General features: G+C 70.4%; 15 protein-coding genes. 12 read left to right on the top strand and 3 right to left on the bottom strand.

From position 1 onward, the window contains the following. Positions 1 to 24: 24 nt before the first annotated feature. The 6 genes from F784_RS0105025 (at position 25) to F784_RS0105000 (ending at position 5515) form a co-directional block, all read left to right on the top strand. Positions 25 to 1167 (top strand): LptF/LptG family permease, encoded by a 1143-nt coding sequence (locus tag F784_RS0105025; RefSeq protein ID WP_019585618.1) that lies wholly within the window; start codon positions 25 to 27, stop codon positions 1165 to 1167. Beyond that, on the top strand, positions 1164 to 2303 hold the full coding sequence (locus F784_RS0105020; protein ID WP_026332280.1) for an MGDG synthase family glycosyltransferase: 1140 nt from the start codon (positions 1164 to 1166) through the stop codon (positions 2301 to 2303). Before F784_RS0105025 ends, F784_RS0105020 begins: the two co-directional genes overlap by 4 nt. Further along, complete coding sequence (locus F784_RS0105015; RefSeq protein WP_019585616.1) at positions 2300 to 3520, top strand: polysaccharide deacetylase family protein; 1221 nt, start codon at positions 2300 to 2302, stop codon at positions 3518 to 3520. The genes F784_RS0105020 and F784_RS0105015 overlap by 4 nt, the downstream gene beginning before the upstream one ends. A gap of 143 nt (positions 3521 to 3663) precedes the next feature. After that, positions 3664 to 4272, top strand: a complete 609-nt coding sequence (locus F784_RS0105010; RefSeq protein WP_019585615.1) for a phosphotransferase-like protein — start codon at positions 3664 to 3666, stop codon at positions 4270 to 4272. 65 nt (positions 4273 to 4337) lie between these two features. Beyond that, positions 4338 to 5078: a class I SAM-dependent methyltransferase gene (locus tag F784_RS0105005; RefSeq protein ID WP_019585614.1), complete on the top strand. Its 741-nt coding sequence runs from the start codon at positions 4338 to 4340 to the stop codon at positions 5076 to 5078. Positions 5079 to 5122: 44 nt separating this feature from the next. Continuing rightward, complete coding sequence (locus tag F784_RS0105000; protein WP_019585613.1) at positions 5123 to 5515, top strand: hypothetical protein; 393 nt, start codon at positions 5123 to 5125, stop codon at positions 5513 to 5515. 10 nt (positions 5516 to 5525) lie between these two features. Here F784_RS0105000 and F784_RS0104995 read toward each other — a convergent pair whose 3' ends face one another. Continuing rightward, on the bottom strand, positions 5526 to 6074 hold the full coding sequence (locus F784_RS0104995) for a metal-binding protein (protein WP_019585612.1): 549 nt from the start codon (positions 6072 to 6074) through the stop codon (positions 5526 to 5528). A 36-nt stretch (positions 6075 to 6110) separates the two neighbouring features. Here F784_RS0104995 and F784_RS0104990 point away from each other — a divergent pair, with 36 nt between their 5' ends. The 4 genes from F784_RS0104990 (at position 6111) to F784_RS0104975 (ending at position 12091) form a co-directional block, all read left to right on the top strand. Then, on the top strand, positions 6111 to 8168 hold the full coding sequence (locus tag F784_RS0104990; RefSeq protein WP_019585611.1) for a S8 family serine peptidase: 2058 nt from the start codon (positions 6111 to 6113) through the stop codon (positions 8166 to 8168). 186 nt (positions 8169 to 8354) lie between these two features. Next, positions 8355 to 9932, top strand: coding sequence for an ABC transporter substrate-binding protein (locus F784_RS0104985; protein ID WP_019585610.1), 1578 nt, complete (start codon positions 8355 to 8357; stop codon positions 9930 to 9932). Between the two features lie 106 nt (positions 9933 to 10038). Then, positions 10039 to 11076, top strand: a complete 1038-nt coding sequence (locus tag F784_RS0104980; protein ID WP_019585609.1) for an ABC transporter permease — start codon at positions 10039 to 10041, stop codon at positions 11074 to 11076. A 13-nt stretch (positions 11077 to 11089) separates the two neighbouring features. Next, positions 11090 to 12091, top strand: a complete 1002-nt coding sequence (locus tag F784_RS0104975; protein ID WP_019585608.1) for an ABC transporter permease — start codon at positions 11090 to 11092, stop codon at positions 12089 to 12091. A 234-nt stretch (positions 12092 to 12325) separates the two neighbouring features. Here the strand turns inward: F784_RS0104975 and F784_RS0104970 are convergent, their stop codons facing one another. After that, on the bottom strand, positions 12326 to 13087 hold the full coding sequence (locus F784_RS0104970; protein ID WP_019585607.1) for a hypothetical protein: 762 nt from the start codon (positions 13085 to 13087) through the stop codon (positions 12326 to 12328). Positions 13088 to 13157: 70 nt separating this feature from the next. Further along, positions 13158 to 14393 carry a hypothetical protein gene (locus tag F784_RS22345; protein ID WP_019585606.1) on the bottom strand — a complete coding sequence of 412 codons (1236 nt, stop codon included), beginning with the start codon at positions 14391 to 14393 and terminating at the stop codon, positions 13158 to 13160. 172 nt (positions 14394 to 14565) lie between these two features. On the opposite strand from F784_RS22345, the gene recN reads away from it, so the two are divergent. Together recN and F784_RS0104955 are read left to right on the top strand one after the other, a co-directional pair. Next, on the top strand, positions 14566 to 16248 hold the full coding sequence (recN, locus tag F784_RS0104960) for a DNA repair protein RecN (protein WP_019585605.1): 1683 nt from the start codon (positions 14566 to 14568) through the stop codon (positions 16246 to 16248). Positions 16249 to 16319: 71 nt separating this feature from the next. Further along, entirely contained in the window at positions 16320 to 17408 is a 1089-nt protein-coding gene (locus tag F784_RS0104955) for a protease complex subunit PrcB family protein (protein ID WP_019585604.1), read from the top strand. Positions 17409 to 17443 lie beyond the last annotated feature (35 nt).

Raw genomic sequence — 17443 nt, 5'->3', positions numbered from 1 at the left:
CTCCCCCTGTGGAGGATTCTTCCGTTGACCCGCCTCACCCGTTACGTCACCCGGGAACTGCTGCCGCCCCTCGTCGCGGGGACGCTGCTCTTCACCGCGATCCTCAGCTTCGGGTACTTCTTCATCTCCAGCCAGTGGCTGCGGGGGGTGCCGGTCAGTCTGATCGGGCAGTGGATCGGGTATCAGGTGCCCGACACGCTGGTGAAGGTGCTGCCGATGGCGGTCGTGCTGATGACGGTGGTGGCCTTCGGTCGCCTCGCCACCGAGCGCGAACTCGTGGCGGTTCAATCCGGTGGGGTGAGGCTGGGGCAGGTGGCGCGGCCCGTGGCGGTGGTCGCGGCGCTCGTGACGGCCCTCGCCGTGTGGTTGAGCCTGTGGGTCGCCCCCCGCGCGAACGTGGAGACGCGCGGCCTGTATTGGGACGTGCTGACGGGAGCGGGGCTCTCGCAGCTCGTTGGGAAGACAGTGGACCTGGGGGGGAACCTCACCCTGTCGCTGGGGGGGTACCACGCTCCTTCCCGCGAACTCCGGAGCGTGCGAGTGGAGCGTTGGGCGGCGGACAATCCGAGGCGGGCGACGGTGATCTTCGCGGACCGCGGGACGTTCGAGAACAACCAGCTCACGTTGCGGGGGTACCAGGTGTACACGGTGGACTACGCCGCCGCCGCCCAGCTCGCCGGGGTGCGGGATAATCCCGCCGCCTTCCTCTCGGCCGTGCAGGAGGTCTTTCCCAACGTGGTGATTCCCGAGGACAGCTCCAGCACCCTGAACCTTGACACCGGCCTCTCTCGCAAGCAGACCCTCGCGCAGTATGCCGACGCCATCGGGGCGGACAGTGAGGGGTGGCCGGAGCTCGTGGGCAAGCTGAACGATCCGGCGGTGGAGGCCAGCGAGCGGCAGGACGCCCGGGTCAATCTGAACCGCAAGCTGGCGCTCCCCTTCGGCAATCTGGTGCTGGCCCTTGCCGCGCTGCCCTTCGCGCTGCGGTACGGGCGGACATTGGGGGTTTCGCTGGGCATCGCGCTCATGATCGCGGTCGCGTATTACCTCGTCTTCTTCGTGGGGCTGACGTTGTCGGGAGCGCTGCCGGGTCTCCCCGAGGTCGGCGTCTGGCTGGCGAACGTGGTCTTTGCGGGAGCCGGACTGTGGCTGCTGAGGCGGGCGTGAGGGAGGATACAGGCGGGCAGGCGGCTCCCCTGCGGACGCTGTTCGTCTCGGCCTCTATCGGGTCGGGGCATCACCAGGCGCAGCTCGCGGTGCAGCAGGCACTCCAGGCTCGGGGGGTGGCCTTCGAGGACCATCAAGGCGACGCGGTGACGTATCTGGGGCCGGTTGAGCGGCGCCTGACCGTGGATCTCTATGCCTTCGAGTTGCGGTACGCCCCCTGGCTGTACAAGGGCTTCTACCAATTCACGGACCTTGACCACCCGGTCAACTTCATCAGCAGCGCCTTCTCGTGGGTGGGGCTGCCCGGGATGCGGGTGGACCTGGAGCGCAGCCAGCCAGACGTGGTCGTCAGCAGCTACTGGGCGCCGACCGCGCTGGCGGGCACGGTTCGCCGACGCACCGGGCAGCCGTTTCTCAACGCCCTGATCGTCACCGACTACCGGGTCCACCGCCACTGGATCCGCCACGAGGCCGATCTGGTGATGGTCGCCTCGCCGGAGACGGCGGAGCAGATGCTGGAGCGCGGCCTGGAGCCGGACAGGGTGGTCGTGACCGGCATTCCCATCGCGCCCGCCTTTCGCAGGTTAATGGGGGCGGACCGCCGGGCACTGCGCCTGCAGCATGGCCTGGACCCCGACGTGCCGCTGATCCTGATCTCGGGTGGGGGGACGGGCACGTTCCGGGGACTGGGGACGGTGCTGGCGGAGCTGTCGAACCTGGGCCAGCGCGTGCAGGTCCTCGTGCTGGCCGGGGCGGACGGGCACGGGGTCGAGCGGGTGGGCGGCGCGACGATCCATCACCTGGGCTTTACCACCGACTTTCCCGAACTGCTCGCTGCCTCCGACCTCGTGGTGGGCAAGGCGGGCGGGCTGACGGTGGCCGAGGCGACCACGCTGGGCATTCCGCTGGTGGTTCACGAGCCCATTCCGGGGCAGGAGGAGTACAACGCTGACCTGCTGGTGCGCCACGGGGCGGCCATGTGGGCGCGGGAGCGGCGGGACGTGCGCGGTGCCGTGCTGCGTGCCCTGGACCCGGACGAGCGGGCGCGAATGGGTTGTGCCGCCCGGCGCCTTGGGATGCCCGACGCGGCCGACCGGGTGGTGGCTGCCCTGCTCCAGAGGCTGGGGCGGGAATGAGGCGGCGGGGCTGGGTCGCCCTGGCGCTGCTGGGCTACGTTGGCCTCCCCTACCTGCTCGCACAGCGGTTGGGCCTGGGAGTGATCCGGGAGGGACGTCAGACCCGGAAGGCCCTCGCCCTCACCTTCGACGACGGGCCGGACCCGGAGACCACTCCGGCCGTGCTGGACGCCTTGCGGGAGGTCGGGGGCCGCGCCACCTTCTTCGTCCTTGCACACCGGGCGGAGGCGCACCCCGACCTGATCGGGCGGATGCTCGCGGAAGGACATGAGGTGGAGGCGCATGCGGACCGCCACCTCCACGCCTGGATACGGACTCCGTGGGGGACCTTCTTCGACCCCTTGAGAGCGGCGCGGCGTATTTCGGCGGTGACCGGACGACCCACCCGCCTGCACCGGCCCCCACATGGCGCCTATACCCTCGCCACGCTGCTCGGCCAGCGCGCGGCAGGGGTGACGGGCGCGCACTGGGACATCGAGGGGCGCGACTGGCACCCGGCCTCCACCCCCGAATCGGTGCGGCAGAGGGTGAACGCGCTCGCCCACCCCGGTGCTGTCGTGGTGCTGCACGACGCGGGGCCGGGGGCCCGAATCACGGTGCCGATGCTGCCCGGCCTGCTTGAGGACCTGCGGGGCCGGGGCCACGCGCTCGTGCCGCTGGGGGAGTTGGACGGCGCACGGCCGCTGACCCTCAGGGACCTGCCAAGGCGCCTGATGGGGAGTCTCGACCAGGTGTTCGACCGGCTGGGCAACACCCGGCCCGCCGGGGGGCACGCGGACAACCTCTTCCGGGTGGGGCCGGTGCGGTTCCCCCTGGAGGGCGTGACGCTGGCCGACGGCACCCCCATCCGCAAGGGCACCCCCTCCGCCGAGTTCCACGTCAACAATCCGCTGCTGGTGGACCTGGGCCTGCGCCGCAGCCTGCGCCTCGCCCGGGAGGACCTGCGGGACGTGGCGCGGGACCTCCAGACGCGACCCGAGTTGCGGGATGCGCGGGTCGTCTTCTGCCTGAGCGCCCTGTCCCCCCTCCTCGCCACGCTGGGCTTCGAGACGCAGAACCTCTCTCCTGCAACGACTCAACGCCTGCGCCTGTGGGCGAGCGTGCTGCGCCGGGCTTACGGCAGCGCTTCTCAGGCACCCGAGCCCAGGTTAAGCGTGATGGGGCGGGGGGCGTTCGTGGAGCGGTACGGGGCGGGGAAGGGCCGGGGAAGTCACTGATTCACACGGCGCGAAACCGCAGGCCCATCCCCAGGTTCCGCCCCAGCCTTCAAGGTTTCTGGGCAGGCGGCCAGCACGATACCATCATGTATGGCGCAGAGTGCAGGCAAGTCCGTGGTGGTGCCCTTGTGAGCCCGGGACGATTGATCGTCGTGAATGGAACGTCCAGCGCGGGCAAGAGCACCTTCTGCCGCACCCTGCAAAGCTGGCTGGAAGAGCCGTACCTGCTGCTGGGCTACGACCTGCTGTGGATGACCATGCCGCTCCGTTACTTTCCTTTTCAGACGCAGGAGAAGGAGGGAGCGTGGTACGAGACGGCGGACGGCGCCGCTCCACCCGTGACCGGGCTTGGGCTGGGTCCGGTGGGCCAGCAGGTGGTGTCCGGGCTGCACCACGCGGTCGCGGGGTTGTTGACCTCCGGCAACAATGTGCTCGTGGACGTGCTGTTCCTGGAACGCTCCTGGGTCGAGGAGGCGGCGCGGTTGTGGCAGCCCTTTCACCCTCTCCTGATCACGCTCAAACCGCCCCTGGAGGCCTGCGAAGCCTGGGAGGCCGAGCGGGAAGCCACCCGGGCCGGAAGGCCGCGGGGTCTGGCCCGCTGGGCCTACGACAAGGTGTATGCCCACGGGGAGGGGGATCTCGTGATCGACCCCTCCTCCAGCAGTCCCGAGGAGTGGGCGGGAGACGTGCTGGAGTGGTTGCGGCAGGACCGACCCCGAAAAGGGTTGCAGGTCAAGACCTTGCCCGTCTGACTCGCCCTGCGCCAACGTGCAGCCCGCTTGCACGGGGTTCCCACTTTCCCCGTACCCTCTTCCCCGTGAACTACGACGACTTCGCCGACCTCTACGACCACCAGTACGACATCTACCGCGACGACCTGCACTTCTACGCGGGCGTGGCCGAGCGGGCCGGTGGGCCGGTGCTGGAGGTGGGGGCGGGGACGGGCCGCGTGACGGCCTTCCTGGCGCGCCGGGGCGTGCGGGTGGTGGGGCTGGAGCCAAGCGCGCGGATGATCGAGCGGGGGCGGGCACGGGCGCGGGAGAGTGGCCTGACGCTGGAGTTCGTGCAGGGGGAGGCGGGCACCTTCCGGCTGGAGGAGCGCTTCCCCCTGATCATCGCCCCCTTCAACTCGCTGATGCACCTGTACACGCCGGGCGAGCAACTGGCCGCTCTGGAGAACCTCCGGGCACACCTAGAGCCGGGCGGGCAGTTCATGTTCGACCTGTACGTGCCCCGATACGGCGAGATGAACACGCTGCGGCACGAGGGCGAGACCTTCCACGCCCCGGACGGCTCTCGCACCGACGTCTTTCTGGTACAGCGGCACGACCGGGTCCGGCAGCACGTGACGACCGAGTATTACGCCGACACCACGGCGCCGGACGGCACGCTGCGGCGGCGGCACTATACCCTCACCCAGCGGTACTACACCCGCTTTGAAATGGAGTGGCTGCTGCGCTGCGCGGGCTTCGAGCCGCCGCGCGTGACGGGAAGCTTCCAGGGTGGGCCGCTGACGGAAACGAGCGACGTGATGGTGTTCCAGACGCGGGCGGGATAGGCCCGGTTCCACAGATTTGCACCTCATCCCAGAAGTCCCCCTGAATGCTCATTCAGGTGGGTCTGCTCGTGGGCCTGCCGCCGCCCTCCTGCGCGCCGTCCTTTCAGGTCGGGGGCGAGACGGTGCGGGTGCTGGGCGGCACGGCGTTCGGGTTCGTGAAGTCTGTGGAAGGAGACACGCTGAGCCCCGAGGCGCTGGCCGCACGTCTCGGGGAGACCTGCGTGACCTTCCAGGACTGTGCGGGGGCGGGGGTGTCGGCCCGGGAGGTGCGCGCTGTGGGGCTGAAGGCCGCCCGCGACATCTGCGTGGGGGTCGCCACCCGGGTGCGGCAGGCACAGGAAGCCTTCAACGTGGTGAGGGGCATCGTCCTCCCGGCGTTGGCGGTCGCCGCCGCCCTGTTCCGGTTCCTGCTGCGCGCCCTGACCTTCCAGGCCTGACCGGCGCCCCTCAGGCCCGGCCCCGCACCTTCCGCCGCGCGTGGCGCATTCCATGGTCGGGCCGCACGCCGTCGGCGATGAGGTGGAGCCACTGGCTGAGGTAGTAGCCGCTCAAGAGGGGCAGCAGCACCTTCAGGCTGAGGGGTTGCGGGATGGTCGGGAGCGGCATGTTCGGCCACACGAAGCGCAGCAGGCCGACGACGAGGCCCACAATGACAGCGAGGTACGCCAGCCGGGTGAGCGGGCCGATCAGCCAGGTGTGCGAGAGGCCGCGGTGGCTGAAGAGCATGCCGTAGGGCACCCACAGCACCCCCAGCACGCCCCAGCGCCGCTTGCTGTCCACCCGGCCCTCGGCGAGGTCGAGGTCAGGCGAGAGGAGGAAGGTGCCCGCGAAAAAGCCCAGGCTGAAGTTCAGGGCCTGCGCGGGCGTGACGGTGAGGAGGCTCTGCCGGGTGGCAAGCAGCACTCCGGTAGCGAGGACGCTGTAGGCAGCGATATTGATGAGATTGTGAATACGTCCGCTGGGCACGCCCCATTCTGACGTCGCCAGAGCGTTCATGCACCTTCATTTTCGATGAGGCATGCTGAGATCTACATGAAAAGACTTTCCGCCCTGCTCACGGCAGCGCTGCTGTCCGCCTGCACACAGACTCCCGAGCCCGTCACCCCCCAGACGGTCGCGCTGGGGAGGGCGCTGAGCACCTCGGCGTCGCAGTCCTTCGGCGGGTCATGGAGCATCGAGAAGGTGCCCGACTGGCTGAGCGTCTCGCCTTCCTCCGGAAAAGGCGACGTGAGCGTGAACTTCACAGCGGACCGGTCGCGGGGAACGCCGGTCTCGGCGGATCAGCCCCGGCTGAGCGGTGAGGTGACGGTCGTCTGGAAGAACGGCTCGGCGAGTGGCCGCACGGTCTGGACGGTCACCGCGGACCAGTACACGGTTACCGGGCGGGTGATGGACGCGGCCAGCGTGCAGGCGACCGATGTGGAGCCGGAGGGCCGCCTGGGGACGCAGAGTGCCGGGGAAGCTCGCGGCGTTATCGTGAAGTACCGCTCGGCGGCGGCGCAGGCCGTCGCACTGGGCCGGGCAGTCCCGGTGACCACCCTGAGCGAGGCGGCCCAGGACGTGACCCGGGGCACGCTGACGCGGCTGGACGTTCCGCGCGGCGAGCGGCGGGATCTGGGCAGCCGGGCCGTGCTGCTGGAAACGGCGGACGTGGCGGGGGCACTGCGGAGCCTGCAAGCCGACCCCAACGTGGAATATGCGGTGCCCAATGCCGTGCTGCACGCGCAGGGGCTGGGCCAGCCCGTGGTGCCCACCGACCAGTACGCGGGCCTCCAGTGGGCCTACAAGCTGCTGGGGTACGGGGCGGTCTGGCGCGACATGGAGGCCGGGGGGTACACCCGACCGGTCACGGTGGCGGTGATCGACACGGGGGTCCGCTTCGACCACCCCGACCTTCAGGGGGTGCTCTACGGGCCGGGCGAGGGCGCGCTGGACGTCGTGACGAGCAGCAGCAACGGGGACGGCAATGGCCCCGACACCGATCCCACCGATCCCGACACCCCGGGCCGGAGCACCGGCAGCCACGGCACCCACGTGACGGGGATCATCGCCGCGCGCTGGGGCAAGATCGCGCCGTACGCGGGTTGCGGGTCGTGCAGCACGAGCGGCGTGGTGGGGGCGGCGTACCGGGCGTCCGTCAAAGTGCTGCCCATCCGGGTGATCGACACGGCGGACAATGCGACGACCGCGGATGTCGTGAACGCAGTGCGCTACGCGGCGGGCCTCACGGTCACGCTGGGGGGAAAGACGTACACCAGCCCCCATCCTGCGGCGGTGATCAACCTCAGCCTGGGGGGGCCGGTGTCGGCCGAGGAAGCGCGGCCCCTGTGCGGCGCGGTGGCCGAGGTGACCGCGCGGGGCGCCCTCGTGGTGGCGGCGGCGGGCAACGGCTACGGCAGCGAGCCCTACTACCCGGCAGCCTGCGAGGGGGCGGTGGCGGTCGCCTCAGTCACCCTCTCGGGGGCGAGCGCTCCCGTTCACGCTGAGTACAGCAACAGCTACCCGCAGGTCATGCTCTCGGCACCGGGTGGCGTGGACGTTTCGCGGGAGGCCACCTTCTACAATGGGGGCAGCCTGAACGGCAAACCCTACCCCGACGTGATCCTCTCGACCGACTGGGACTACGCCAAAGATCAGCCCACCTACTACAGCTACGCGGGCACCAGCCAGGCCACCCCGCAGGTCAGCGCGCTCGCGGCCCTGCTGCTCAGCAAGGGCGTCACCAAGGGGCGGGACGACACGCTGGCGCGCATGGTGGCGACCACCACCGATCTGGGCGAGGCCGGGCGCGACGAGGCGTTCGGCTACGGCATGATTAACCCGGCGGCGGCACTGGGCAACCTGACCGTCAGCAACACGCTGGGGCTGCGCGTGCAGGGCAACCGGGGCTCGGCCTTTCAGCCCACCCTCGACGCGCTGGGCCGCTTCACTGCCTACCTGCCCGACGGGACCTTCAGCGTGATCGGGGGCCGCGACCGCGACGGCGACGGCATCTACGGCGGGGCGAACGAGCCGCGCGACGAGCGCCGGGTGAGTATCGGCCCGGACGAGCCGCAGGCCGCGTTGGGCGAACTCACGCCGGGGCCGTGAGGCGGCGTGGGCAGGGCTTTCTTGCCCTTTGCCAGGTCCGCGCCCCCCCGCCCGGTTCACCTTCCCTTGACACTGTTCCCGCCCCCCCCTACGCTGAGCGCACTTGCGCTCGATCCCGCTGCTCGCCGCCCTCCCGTCCGCTGCCCAAGCGGGGGGACGCGGCCTGACGCAGCACCTGGAGGCCACATGAAGAAACTGCTCCTGACCGCCCTGCTCGCCACCCTGCCCAGCGCCGGAGCCGCCACGCTCGTCTTCGGCAACAACGGGGACCCCGTCAGCCTGGAGCCGGGCAACATCACCGACGGCATCAGCATCGCCGTGCAGCGTCAGATTTACGACACGCTGGTGGACTTCAAGGACGGCACCACCGACCCCATTCCCGGCCTGGCGACGAGTTGGAAGGCCAACGCGAATGCGACCCAGTGGACCTTCACCCTGCGCAAGAACGTGAAGTTCCACGACGGCACGCCCTTCAACGCCGACGCGGTGGTGTTCAACGTGAACCGCTGGTGGGACAAGAACAACGCCTTCGGCTTCCGCAACCAGGGCCGCACCTACGAGATCTGGGGCCAGCTCATGGGCGGCTACAAGGGCGACGCGACCTCCGTGCTCAAGAGCGTCACCAAGGTGAACGACTCCACGGTGCGTTTTGACCTGAACAAGCCCTCCACGGTGTTCCCCAGCGTGATTGGCGCTGGCTACTTCGGGATCGCCAGCCCCACCGCCATTCGCCAGCAGGGGGCGAAGTACGGCACGCCAGCGAGCAAGCCGGTCGGCACCGGACCCTTCATCTTCCAGTCGTGGCGCACCGGGGACCGCATCACCCTGACGCCCAACAAGGCGTACTGGGGCGCCAAGCCCAAGGTGGACAGCCTGGTCGTCCGCTCCATCAAGGACGCCAGCCAGCGCCTGAACGAGCTCAAGGCCGGGACCATCGACTTCGCCAACGACCTGACGCCCGACAGCCTCAAGAGCGTGCAGGCGGACAAGAACCTTGTGGCGGTTAAGCGCCCCTCCTTCAACGTGGGCTTCCTCAGCCTGAATAACCGCAATCAGTACCTCAAGAACGACAAGGTGCGCCAGGCTATTTCCATGGCGATCAACAAGGACGCCATCGTGGAGGCCTTCTGGCCGGGGCTGGGCATCAGCAGCGCCAGCTTCCTGCCCCCGGTGCTCGCCTGGGCGAACTCCAAGAACGTCCCGGCCGACTACAAGTTCGATCCCCAGGCGGCCAAGAAACTGCTCGCTGAGGCGGGGTACCCCAACGGCTTCACGCTGGACCTGTGGTACATGCCGGTCAGCCGTCCGTACTTCCCGTCGCCCAAGCCCATCGCCGAGGCGATGGCCGCCGACCTCTCGGCCATCGGCATCAAGGTCAACCTCAAGACCGAGGACTGGGCCAAGTACCTGGACGACCGCAACAAGGAACCCGGCTTCGACATGTACATGATCGGCTGGACGGGCGACTACGGCGATCCTGACAACTTCTACAGCGCCTACTACGGCCCCACGGCCTCCGACGACATCAACTGGAACCCTGCGCAGCTCGAGAAGCTGCTGGAGCAGGGCCGCGCGGCGGTCAGCCAGGCGGACAAGGCGAAGGCTTACGCCCAGATCCACGACATCACCTACAAGGCGAACTACCGCATTCCGGTGGTGCACAGCAACCCGCTGGCGGCGGCCCGCACCTACGTCAAGGGCTGGGTGCCCAGCCCCCTGGGCAGCGAGGCCTTCAACAACATCAGCCTGGTGGGCAAAAAGTAAGCCGGGGTCAGGGGCGCCGCGCCCCTGACCACAGGCAGGCACGCGGGACGGGCGAGAGGCATGGCCCGCCCCGCGTGCCCTTGATCAAGAGAAGGAGAGCCGAGCTTTGGGCAGTTACCTGATCCGCCGCCTGCTGCGGACCCTGCTGGTGATGATTGGAATCAGCGTGGTGGTGTTCGCCTTTGTGCGCTCGATTCCCGGCGACCCGGCCGTCGCCATGCTGGGGGAGCGCGCCACCCCCGAGGCCGCTGCCGCCCTGCGCGAGCAACTTGGGCTGAACAAGCCCTGGTTCATCAACTACAAGGACCCCGCCCACCTGTTCGACGCGCAGTTCCCGAAGTATGTCGGCCAGCTGGTGCAGGGCAATTTGGGCAGCGGGATCAAGAGCAACATCCCGGTGCGCGACGAGTTGGCCGCCCGCTTCCCCGCGACGGCGGAACTCGCCGTGGCGGCGCTGCTGTTTGCCCTGCTGATCGGCCTGCCCGCCGGGGTCGTCGCGGCGCTTCGGCGCAACAGCGCGTGGGACAACCTCGCCACCACGATCAGCCTGGTGGGCGTGAGTATGCCGATCTTCTGGCTGGGGCTGCTGCTCTCGTATTTCTTCGCGGTGCGGCTGGGCTGGCTCCCGCCCTCAGCGCGGCTGGGCAACGAGACGACACTGCAACCCCTCACCGGCTTCTACGTCCTCGATGCCCTGCTGCGCGGGCAGCCCGCCGCCGCGTGGGACGCCATCCGTCACCTGATCCTGCCCGCCATCGCGCTGGGGTCGATTCCGCTGGCGATCATCGCGCGCATCACCCGCTCCAGCCTGCTGGAGGTGCTGGGGCAGGACTACGTGCGGACCGCCCGCGCCAAGGGGCTCGCGGGGCGCACCGTGACCCTCAAGCACGCCCTGCGGAATGCGCTGCTGCCGGTCGTCACCGTGATCGGCCTTCAGGCGGGCGCGCTGCTGGGCGGCGCCGTGCTGACCGAAACGATCTTCTCCTGGCCGGGTCTGGGGTCGTGGGTGTACGACGCGATCAGCCAGCGCGACTACCCCATTATCCAGGGCGGGGTGATCTTCGCCGCGCTCGTCGTGAGTGTGGTCAACCTGCTGGTGGACCTGAGCTACGCCGCCCTCGACCCCCGCATCCAGTACCGCTAGGCCAGGTGACCGTATGACCACCCTCTCCCCTCCCCAGGCGGCCCCCAAGCGTCAGCCCAGCATCTTCTGGCGGCGCTTCCGGCGCTCCACGCCCGGCAAAGTCGGCGCGGTCATCGTGGCCGTGTTCGTGCTGCTGGCGCTGCTGGCTCCAATCATCAATCCCTACGATCCGACCACCGACCGCAACTACCGCCTGAACCTCAAGCCCCCCTCGGTTCAGGCGCTGTGGAACAGGGACACGGCGGACGTGTACCGCGACCCGGCGACGGGCACCGTCAATGCCTGGGCCGCCCCTTTCGGCACCGACAACCTGGGGCGCAGCGTCGCCACGCGCGTGCTGCACGGCGCGCAGCTCAGCCTCAAGGTAGGCGTGGTCAGCACGGTGCTGGCGCTCGTCGTGGGCACGCTGCTGGGCGTGCTGTCGGGGTACTTCGGCGGGTGGTTCGACACGGTGGTGGGCTACCTGTCGGACGTCATGCTGGCCTTCCCGTCCATCCTGCTCGCCATCGGGTTTGCCAGCATCTTCTCGGCGGACAAGCCGCCCCTGCTGATCCAGGCGATGGACCGCCTTTTCGCGCTGAACAGCCCGCAGCTCGTGACTGCCATGCTCGCCGTGTCGCTCGTGCAGGTGCCGGTTTACATCCGCCTGGCGCGGGCGGTCGTGCTCAGTGTGCGCGAGCGCGAGTTCGTGCAGGCGGCGGGGGCGCTGGGGGCTACTCAGGGCCGGATGATCTTCCGGCATGTGCTGCCCAACAGCCTCTCGCCGCTGATCGTGCAGGGCGCCCTGAGCATCGCCACCGCCACCATCGAGGTCGCCGCGCTGGGCTTCCTGGGGATCGGCGCGCAGCCGCCCCTGCCCGAGTGGGGCACCATGATCAGCGACTCGCGGCAGTACTACATCGACGCCCCCTGGACGATGGTCTTTCCCGGCCTCGCCATCTTCCTCACGGTGCTGGGCTTCAACCTGCTTGGCGACGGTCTGCGGGACGTGCTGGACCCGCGCAGCACGCAGTAGACATGGGTAAGGAGAGGCGTGGGGTGTGGAAGTAGCCCCTGCGCCTCTCCTTTGCACGCTGGATGGGCAATAGAAAAGTTGCCTTCCGGGTGAGCTCTTTTGCCCCTCCCCCCTTGCGGGGGAGGCTGGGACTCGTAGAGCTGCTTGCAGAGGGGGGAGGCAAGCGCCAGCTTGCCGTCTTGTGCAACGGGAAAAAGCTCTCTTTACCCAACTCCTCATTCCGCATCAGGCGTTTTACACCAGCGCCTCCGCCAGTCCCGCCAGATCCTCCGGGCGATACCGCTGCCCCGTCGCGTGCAGCAGCTGTCGGGAGAGGCGCAGGGCAGGCAGGGCGGAGAGGTCGAGGATCGCTGCCCCACTCGTCCCCGCCTTGCCCTGCCCGGTAAGGTCGGCGAGGGTATGGTAGGGCTGAAGGAGGCCCGGCGGAAGGGCGCCCCCCGTCAGCACGATCAGGTCGGCCCGTTCCGCCAGAGACAGCAGGGCCGGGTCGCGGCGGCCCAGGGCATAGACCCGCAGGTTGCCCGGCAGGTCGCGGATGAAACGCTGCGCCTCGGGAAGGTTGTCGGCGGCCACCGTGACCTGGCCGAGGCCCAGGCGCACGAGCGGCAGCGCCTGCGCGAGGTCGGGGCCATTGCCGACGAGCAGGGCACTCGCCCCGCGCGCCGCGTACCCGCTCGCCTCGACCGCGTCCAGCAGGGCGTCGGCCAGGGTGTAGGTGCCAGTTGACCCCCCTGACGCACCGCCCGTAAAGGCGACCGCGTCCACCCGTCCGGCCCGCCGCGCGTCGGGGTCAGCCTCCACGACCTCCGTCACCGACGCCTCACGCGAGGGGTGGACGAGGGCTCCGACAAAGCGCAGGGTCCGGCAGGCAAGCAGCACGGCGGGGAGGTCGTCGCCCGGCACGTTCAGGGCGAGCAGGCCGACCTCGCGGAGGGCCAGGGCGGCGCGGGACGGGTGACCGATCAGGGCGAGGGGCGCGTCGGGTGGGGCGGACATCAGGGCCAAGTGTACCGCGCGTCACGAAGAGGGCCGCCCCGGGGTGGAGGCGGCCCGATGGGTGCGGGGCTCAGTTGGACTTGCTGGCGGGGTTCTGCGGGGGATTCGGACTGGTCCCCGGGGCCGTCGTCGCCGTGGGGCTCGCCGCGGGGGCACCCGGGGCGGGCGAGGAGCCCCAGGTCGCGCCACTCGTGCCCGCCTGCGTTCCTGCGGCCGGGGCGGGAGCGGCGGGGGCGGGCCGGGGTCCCTCCTCCAGGGGCTCCAGCCACATGGTGCCGACGATGTTGCGGGCCTGGCGGCTGGCCCGGTGCAGGCGCTCGGCCGCCTCGGGGCTGACGGACTCCACGGCTTTCAGGATGGAGTGGCGGGCGCTGGGCACGCGGGCCAGGACGACGGCGCCCACACCGACCAGCGCGAGGAGCAGCAGGCCGCCGAAGCCCCCACGCCCCTCGGCCCGGCGCTGGGCCTCCAGGGCGCGGCGCTGCCGCCGGGCCTGCTTGTCCAGACGGGCGAGTTCACGCTCGGTCTGCTTCTGGACGGGGGCGACCTTCTTGGCGATGGCCCGCTCCAGCTTGTCGGCGTCCCAGTCGCGCTGGCGCGCCCGGAATTCCTTCTCGGCGCCCCGGCGAGCGCGGTGCAGCAGGCTCTCCGCGTCGCGGCGACGGCTCTCGAAGCTGCCCTCGGCGCCGCGCAGCCAGCCTCCCACCTCGGCCTCTGCCCGGGAGGCGAGGGCTCGACTAGCCTTCCGGGCCTTCTTTGCCTCGCGCCGGGCCTGGCGCTGGCGCCGCTCCAGCTTCCGCTCGGCCTCGTGGTGGTGCCGGGCCACCCGGTCCTGGACCTTCCGGGCCGTCTGCTGGACCTCTTGGGCGAGTTCGGCAGTCTCGGCACCGACCGCACCCGCCACTGTTCCCGCGGCTTCCTGGGCACCCTCCAACAGGGAGTGGGCTCGACTGGGCACCTCTTCCCGCAACGTTTCCACCGTCTGGGCCCCCTTGTGGGCCGCGACCCTGGCCTCGTGCCGCGCCTCATCCAGCAGGGCCTGGGCCCGGTCCGGCACCTTCTTGCCCAGAGTGCCGAGCGTTTTCGCTCCCCGTTGGGTGGCAACATGGGCGCCGTGCTCCGCCTGGCTGGCGGAGCTCGACAGAACGGGCTTCACGGTCTCGTCCAACGTCTCCTGCGCCGTGCCGAAGAGGTCACGCCCGCCCTCGATGAGGCGGCGGCGGACCTGCGCGTTCAGGGCCAGGGCGCTCAGCGCGCCGAGCAGCAGCAGGCTGCCGCCCCTCACGCCTGGGTCGTTGTCGTTCATGTGGTGCTCCTTTCGTCACTCCACGCGGCAGGCGGGAGGACCATAGGGCCATTCTGCGAGCCACCCGAGGCAGGAACGTGGGGAGAACGTGACGTGGATTTCATGTTCCCGTGTGCTTCACCGTGAGCCACGTGCCCCTTCCCCGGGCCGCAAACGCTCTACACTCGGGGGCGTGACCCGCAAGGCCCGCGCCGCCACCGCCTCCCCTGCGCCGTCCCCGTCCGTGCCTGCCCCGGCCGTGGCGGGGCCGCACCTCGCGCGGCTGGAGGTGCGGAACCTCGCCACCATCCGCGACCTGACGCTGGAGTTCGGGCCGGGCTTCAGCGCCTTTACCGGCGAGACGGGCGCGGGCAAGAGCATCATCGTGGACGCGCTGGGGCTGCTGCTGGGGTCCAGGGCGAACACCGACCTGATCCGCACGGGCGAGGACAGCCTGCTGGTAACGGGTTTCTGGGGCGAGCAGGGCGGGGACGAGAGCAGCGCCAGCCGCCGCGTCACCACCCAGGGACGCGGCACCGCCCGGCTGGACGGCGAGGTCGTCAGCGTGCGCGAGCTGGGAGAGTGGGCGGCGGGCAGGCTCACGATCCACTGGCAGCATTCCGCGGTCAGCCTGCTCACGCCCGCCAACCAGCGGTCCCTGCTCGACCGCCAGGTGGGGGCCGAACTGGCGACCTACGCGGCGGCCTACCGCGCCTGGATGGACGCCCGCGCCCGGCTGGACACCCTGCGCACCAACGAGCGCGAGCGGGCGCGGCAGCTCGACCTCCTCAGCTTCCAGGTGCGCGAGATCACGTCGGTCGGTCCCCAGCCCGGCGAGGAGGAGCCGCTGACGGCGGAACTCACCCGGCTGTCGAACCTGGAGACCATCGCCATGGGGGCGGCGGGGGCGCTGGAACTGCTCTCGGACGGCGAGACGAGCGCGGCGGGGATGATCGCCGATGCGGTAAAGGCGCTGAACGCCGGGGCGAAATACGACGAGACGAGCGCGCAGCTTCAGCGCGACCTGCGCGAGGCGCTGGACAGCGTGCAGGCCGTGGTGGGCGAGTTGCGCGGCGTGGCCGAGGACAGCGCCCCCGACGGCGAGGAACTCGCCCGGGTGGAGGCGCGGCTCTCGGCGCTGGGCAAGCTGCGCGCCAAGTACGGGCCGACACTGGAGGACGTGCTCGCCTTCCAGGCGGGGGCGGAGGAGGAACTCGCGGCGCTGACCCAGGACGAGCAGGACGCGGGTACCCTGGAGGCGGAGGTGGGCCGCCTGGAGGGCGAGGCGCGGCGGGCCGGGGAGGCCCTCGACGAGGCCCGGACCCGGAAGGCGGGGCCGCTCGCCGAGGCCCTCGTCGCCGTCGTGCGCGAGCTGGGGATGCCGCACGCCCGGCTGGAGTTCCGCCTCTCGCCATTGCCGAACCCCAGTCCCTCCGGCCTGAGCGACGTGACACTGCACTTCACGGCGAACCCGGGCGAGGCGCTGGGTCCCCTGGCGGACGTGGCCTCGGGCGGCGAGCTGTCGCGCGTGATGCTGGCGATCAGCACCGTGCTGGGGGCCGACACCCCCTCCGTGGTCTTCGACGAGGTGGACGCGGGGATCGGCGGCGCGGCGGCCCTGGCGGTGGCCGGGCAACTCGGGCGTCTGGCCCGCGAGCGGCAGGTTCTCGTCGTGACCCACCTCGCGCAGATCGCGGCCCATGCCGACCACCACTACAAGGTGGAAAAGGGGATTGAGGACGGGCGCACGGTGAGCCGGGTGCGGCTGCTGAGCCCCCAGGAACGCCTGGAGGAGATCGCGCGGATGCTGAGCGGCCACGCCTCGGAGGCGGCGCTGGGCCACGCGCGGGAGTTGCTGGCGGGACGCCTGGCCTGACCTTTCCCGCGTGGGTGTTTGCTCAAGGGCACCTTCAGTCGGTCGTCAGAGACCGCCCCTAAGCTGGCCGCATGAACAAGACGCTGACCGCCGCGCTGCTGGGCGCGGGTCTTCTCGCGGGCTGCTCGGTGAACGGCCCGGGCACCCTCAAGGTCCACGAGGTGCTGCTGTACGGCGGCACCCAGGAACGCATCGTGTGGGTGTACGGCACCCTGGGGTCGGGCGGGCAGACGGGCGTGAAGCTCGGGGGACAGGCGGTGGACTTGCGGGCGCAGGTGCAGGACCCCCTCGCCGTGGCCGGGACCCTCAGCGTGAACGGGAAGGCGACGTACCGCGTGCCGACGACGGTCGTGTCCCCCAAGCTGGTGCTGACGCGTGACACGCGCGGCCTGTTCGACATCTCCTTCAGCGAGGCGGGGGGGATCATCTACTACACCGACGGGCGCACCTGGACCCGCCTGAACTCGACCTCGGGCCGGGGGGTGACCGGGACCCCGGTGAACGGTCTACGCGGCGCGGGCAACCTGACCGAGGCCGAGGCGACCGCCCTGGGCTCCGCGCTGCTGAACCAGGGAACGCTGGCCGTCGCCGTGCTCAACGAGGCGACTGTACCCGACGCCGCCCTGGCGGTGGAGCCCACCGCAGGGGAGTACCGCCGCACGGCCCTGTACGTGCTGCCCGGCGTGCGGACCGTCACCGCGAGCGCGGGCAACTTCACCCCGACTCCAGCACCCACCCCCGGAGGCCGCTTGAACTTGACCGTCCTTGCCAGCGGAACGAACGCCAGCGCGACCACCTCCGCCGTACAGGTCGCCACCACCCAGGCGGGCGTGAGCGCCCTGTACAACGTCGCCTATGGGCGGCAGACGGGCGTGCCCAATGTCCCCAACCTCGCGGGCGGTGAGACGGTCGTCGGCGTGTTCCTGGGTCAGCGGTCTACCGGAGGCTACAGCGTGCGCGTCACCGGGGCGAGCGCCCAGAACGGCGTGCTCACGCTGACGGTCGCCCTATCGGCCCCCGGCCCCGGCACAATCACCACCCAGGCGATCACCAGCCCCTGGACCATCGTTCGCGTGCCCGGCAGCTACCGAGAGGTCCGGGTGGTGGACATACAGGGCCAGCCCTTCGAGCAGGGGGCGGGCGGCGGTTCGGTCCGCTGAAGTTCGCGCGGGCAAGGTGGGGAGCGCCGCGCCAG

Source organism: Deinococcus apachensis DSM 19763, assembly GCF_000381345.1.
GTDB classification, from domain to species: Bacteria; Deinococcota; Deinococci; order Deinococcales; family Deinococcaceae; genus Deinococcus; species Deinococcus apachensis.
The sequence above is the reverse complement of the archived record's forward strand: the minus strand, read 5'-3'. Positions and strand labels throughout refer to the sequence as shown.

Bases quoted from the DNA above. Each gene is read 5' to 3' on its own strand.
- F784_RS0105015 (WP_019585616.1), top strand. From the start codon at position 2,300: ATGAGGCGGCGGGGCTGGGTCGCCCTGGCGCTGCTGGGCTACGTTGGC.
- F784_RS0105000 (WP_019585613.1), top strand. From the start codon at position 5,123: ATGCTCATTCAGGTGGGTCTGCTCGTGGGCCTGCCGCCGCCCTCCTGC.
- F784_RS0104995 (WP_019585612.1), bottom strand. From the start codon at position 6,074: ATGAACGCTCTGGCGACGTCAGAATGGGGCGTGCCCAGCGGACGTATT.
- F784_RS0104990 (WP_019585611.1), top strand. From the start codon at position 6,111: ATGAAAAGACTTTCCGCCCTGCTCACGGCAGCGCTGCTGTCCGCCTGC.
- F784_RS0104985 (WP_019585610.1), top strand. From the start codon at position 8,355: ATGAAGAAACTGCTCCTGACCGCCCTGCTCGCCACCCTGCCCAGCGCC.
- F784_RS0104975 (WP_019585608.1), top strand. From the start codon at position 11,090: ATGACCACCCTCTCCCCTCCCCAGGCGGCCCCCAAGCGTCAGCCCAGC.
- F784_RS0104970 (WP_019585607.1), bottom strand. From the start codon at position 13,087: ATGTCCGCCCCACCCGACGCGCCCCTCGCCCTGATCGGTCACCCGTCC.
- F784_RS22345 (WP_019585606.1), bottom strand. From the start codon at position 14,393: ATGAACGACAACGACCCAGGCGTGAGGGGCGGCAGCCTGCTGCTGCTC.
- F784_RS0104955 (WP_019585604.1), top strand. From the start codon at position 16,320: ATGAACAAGACGCTGACCGCCGCGCTGCTGGGCGCGGGTCTTCTCGCG.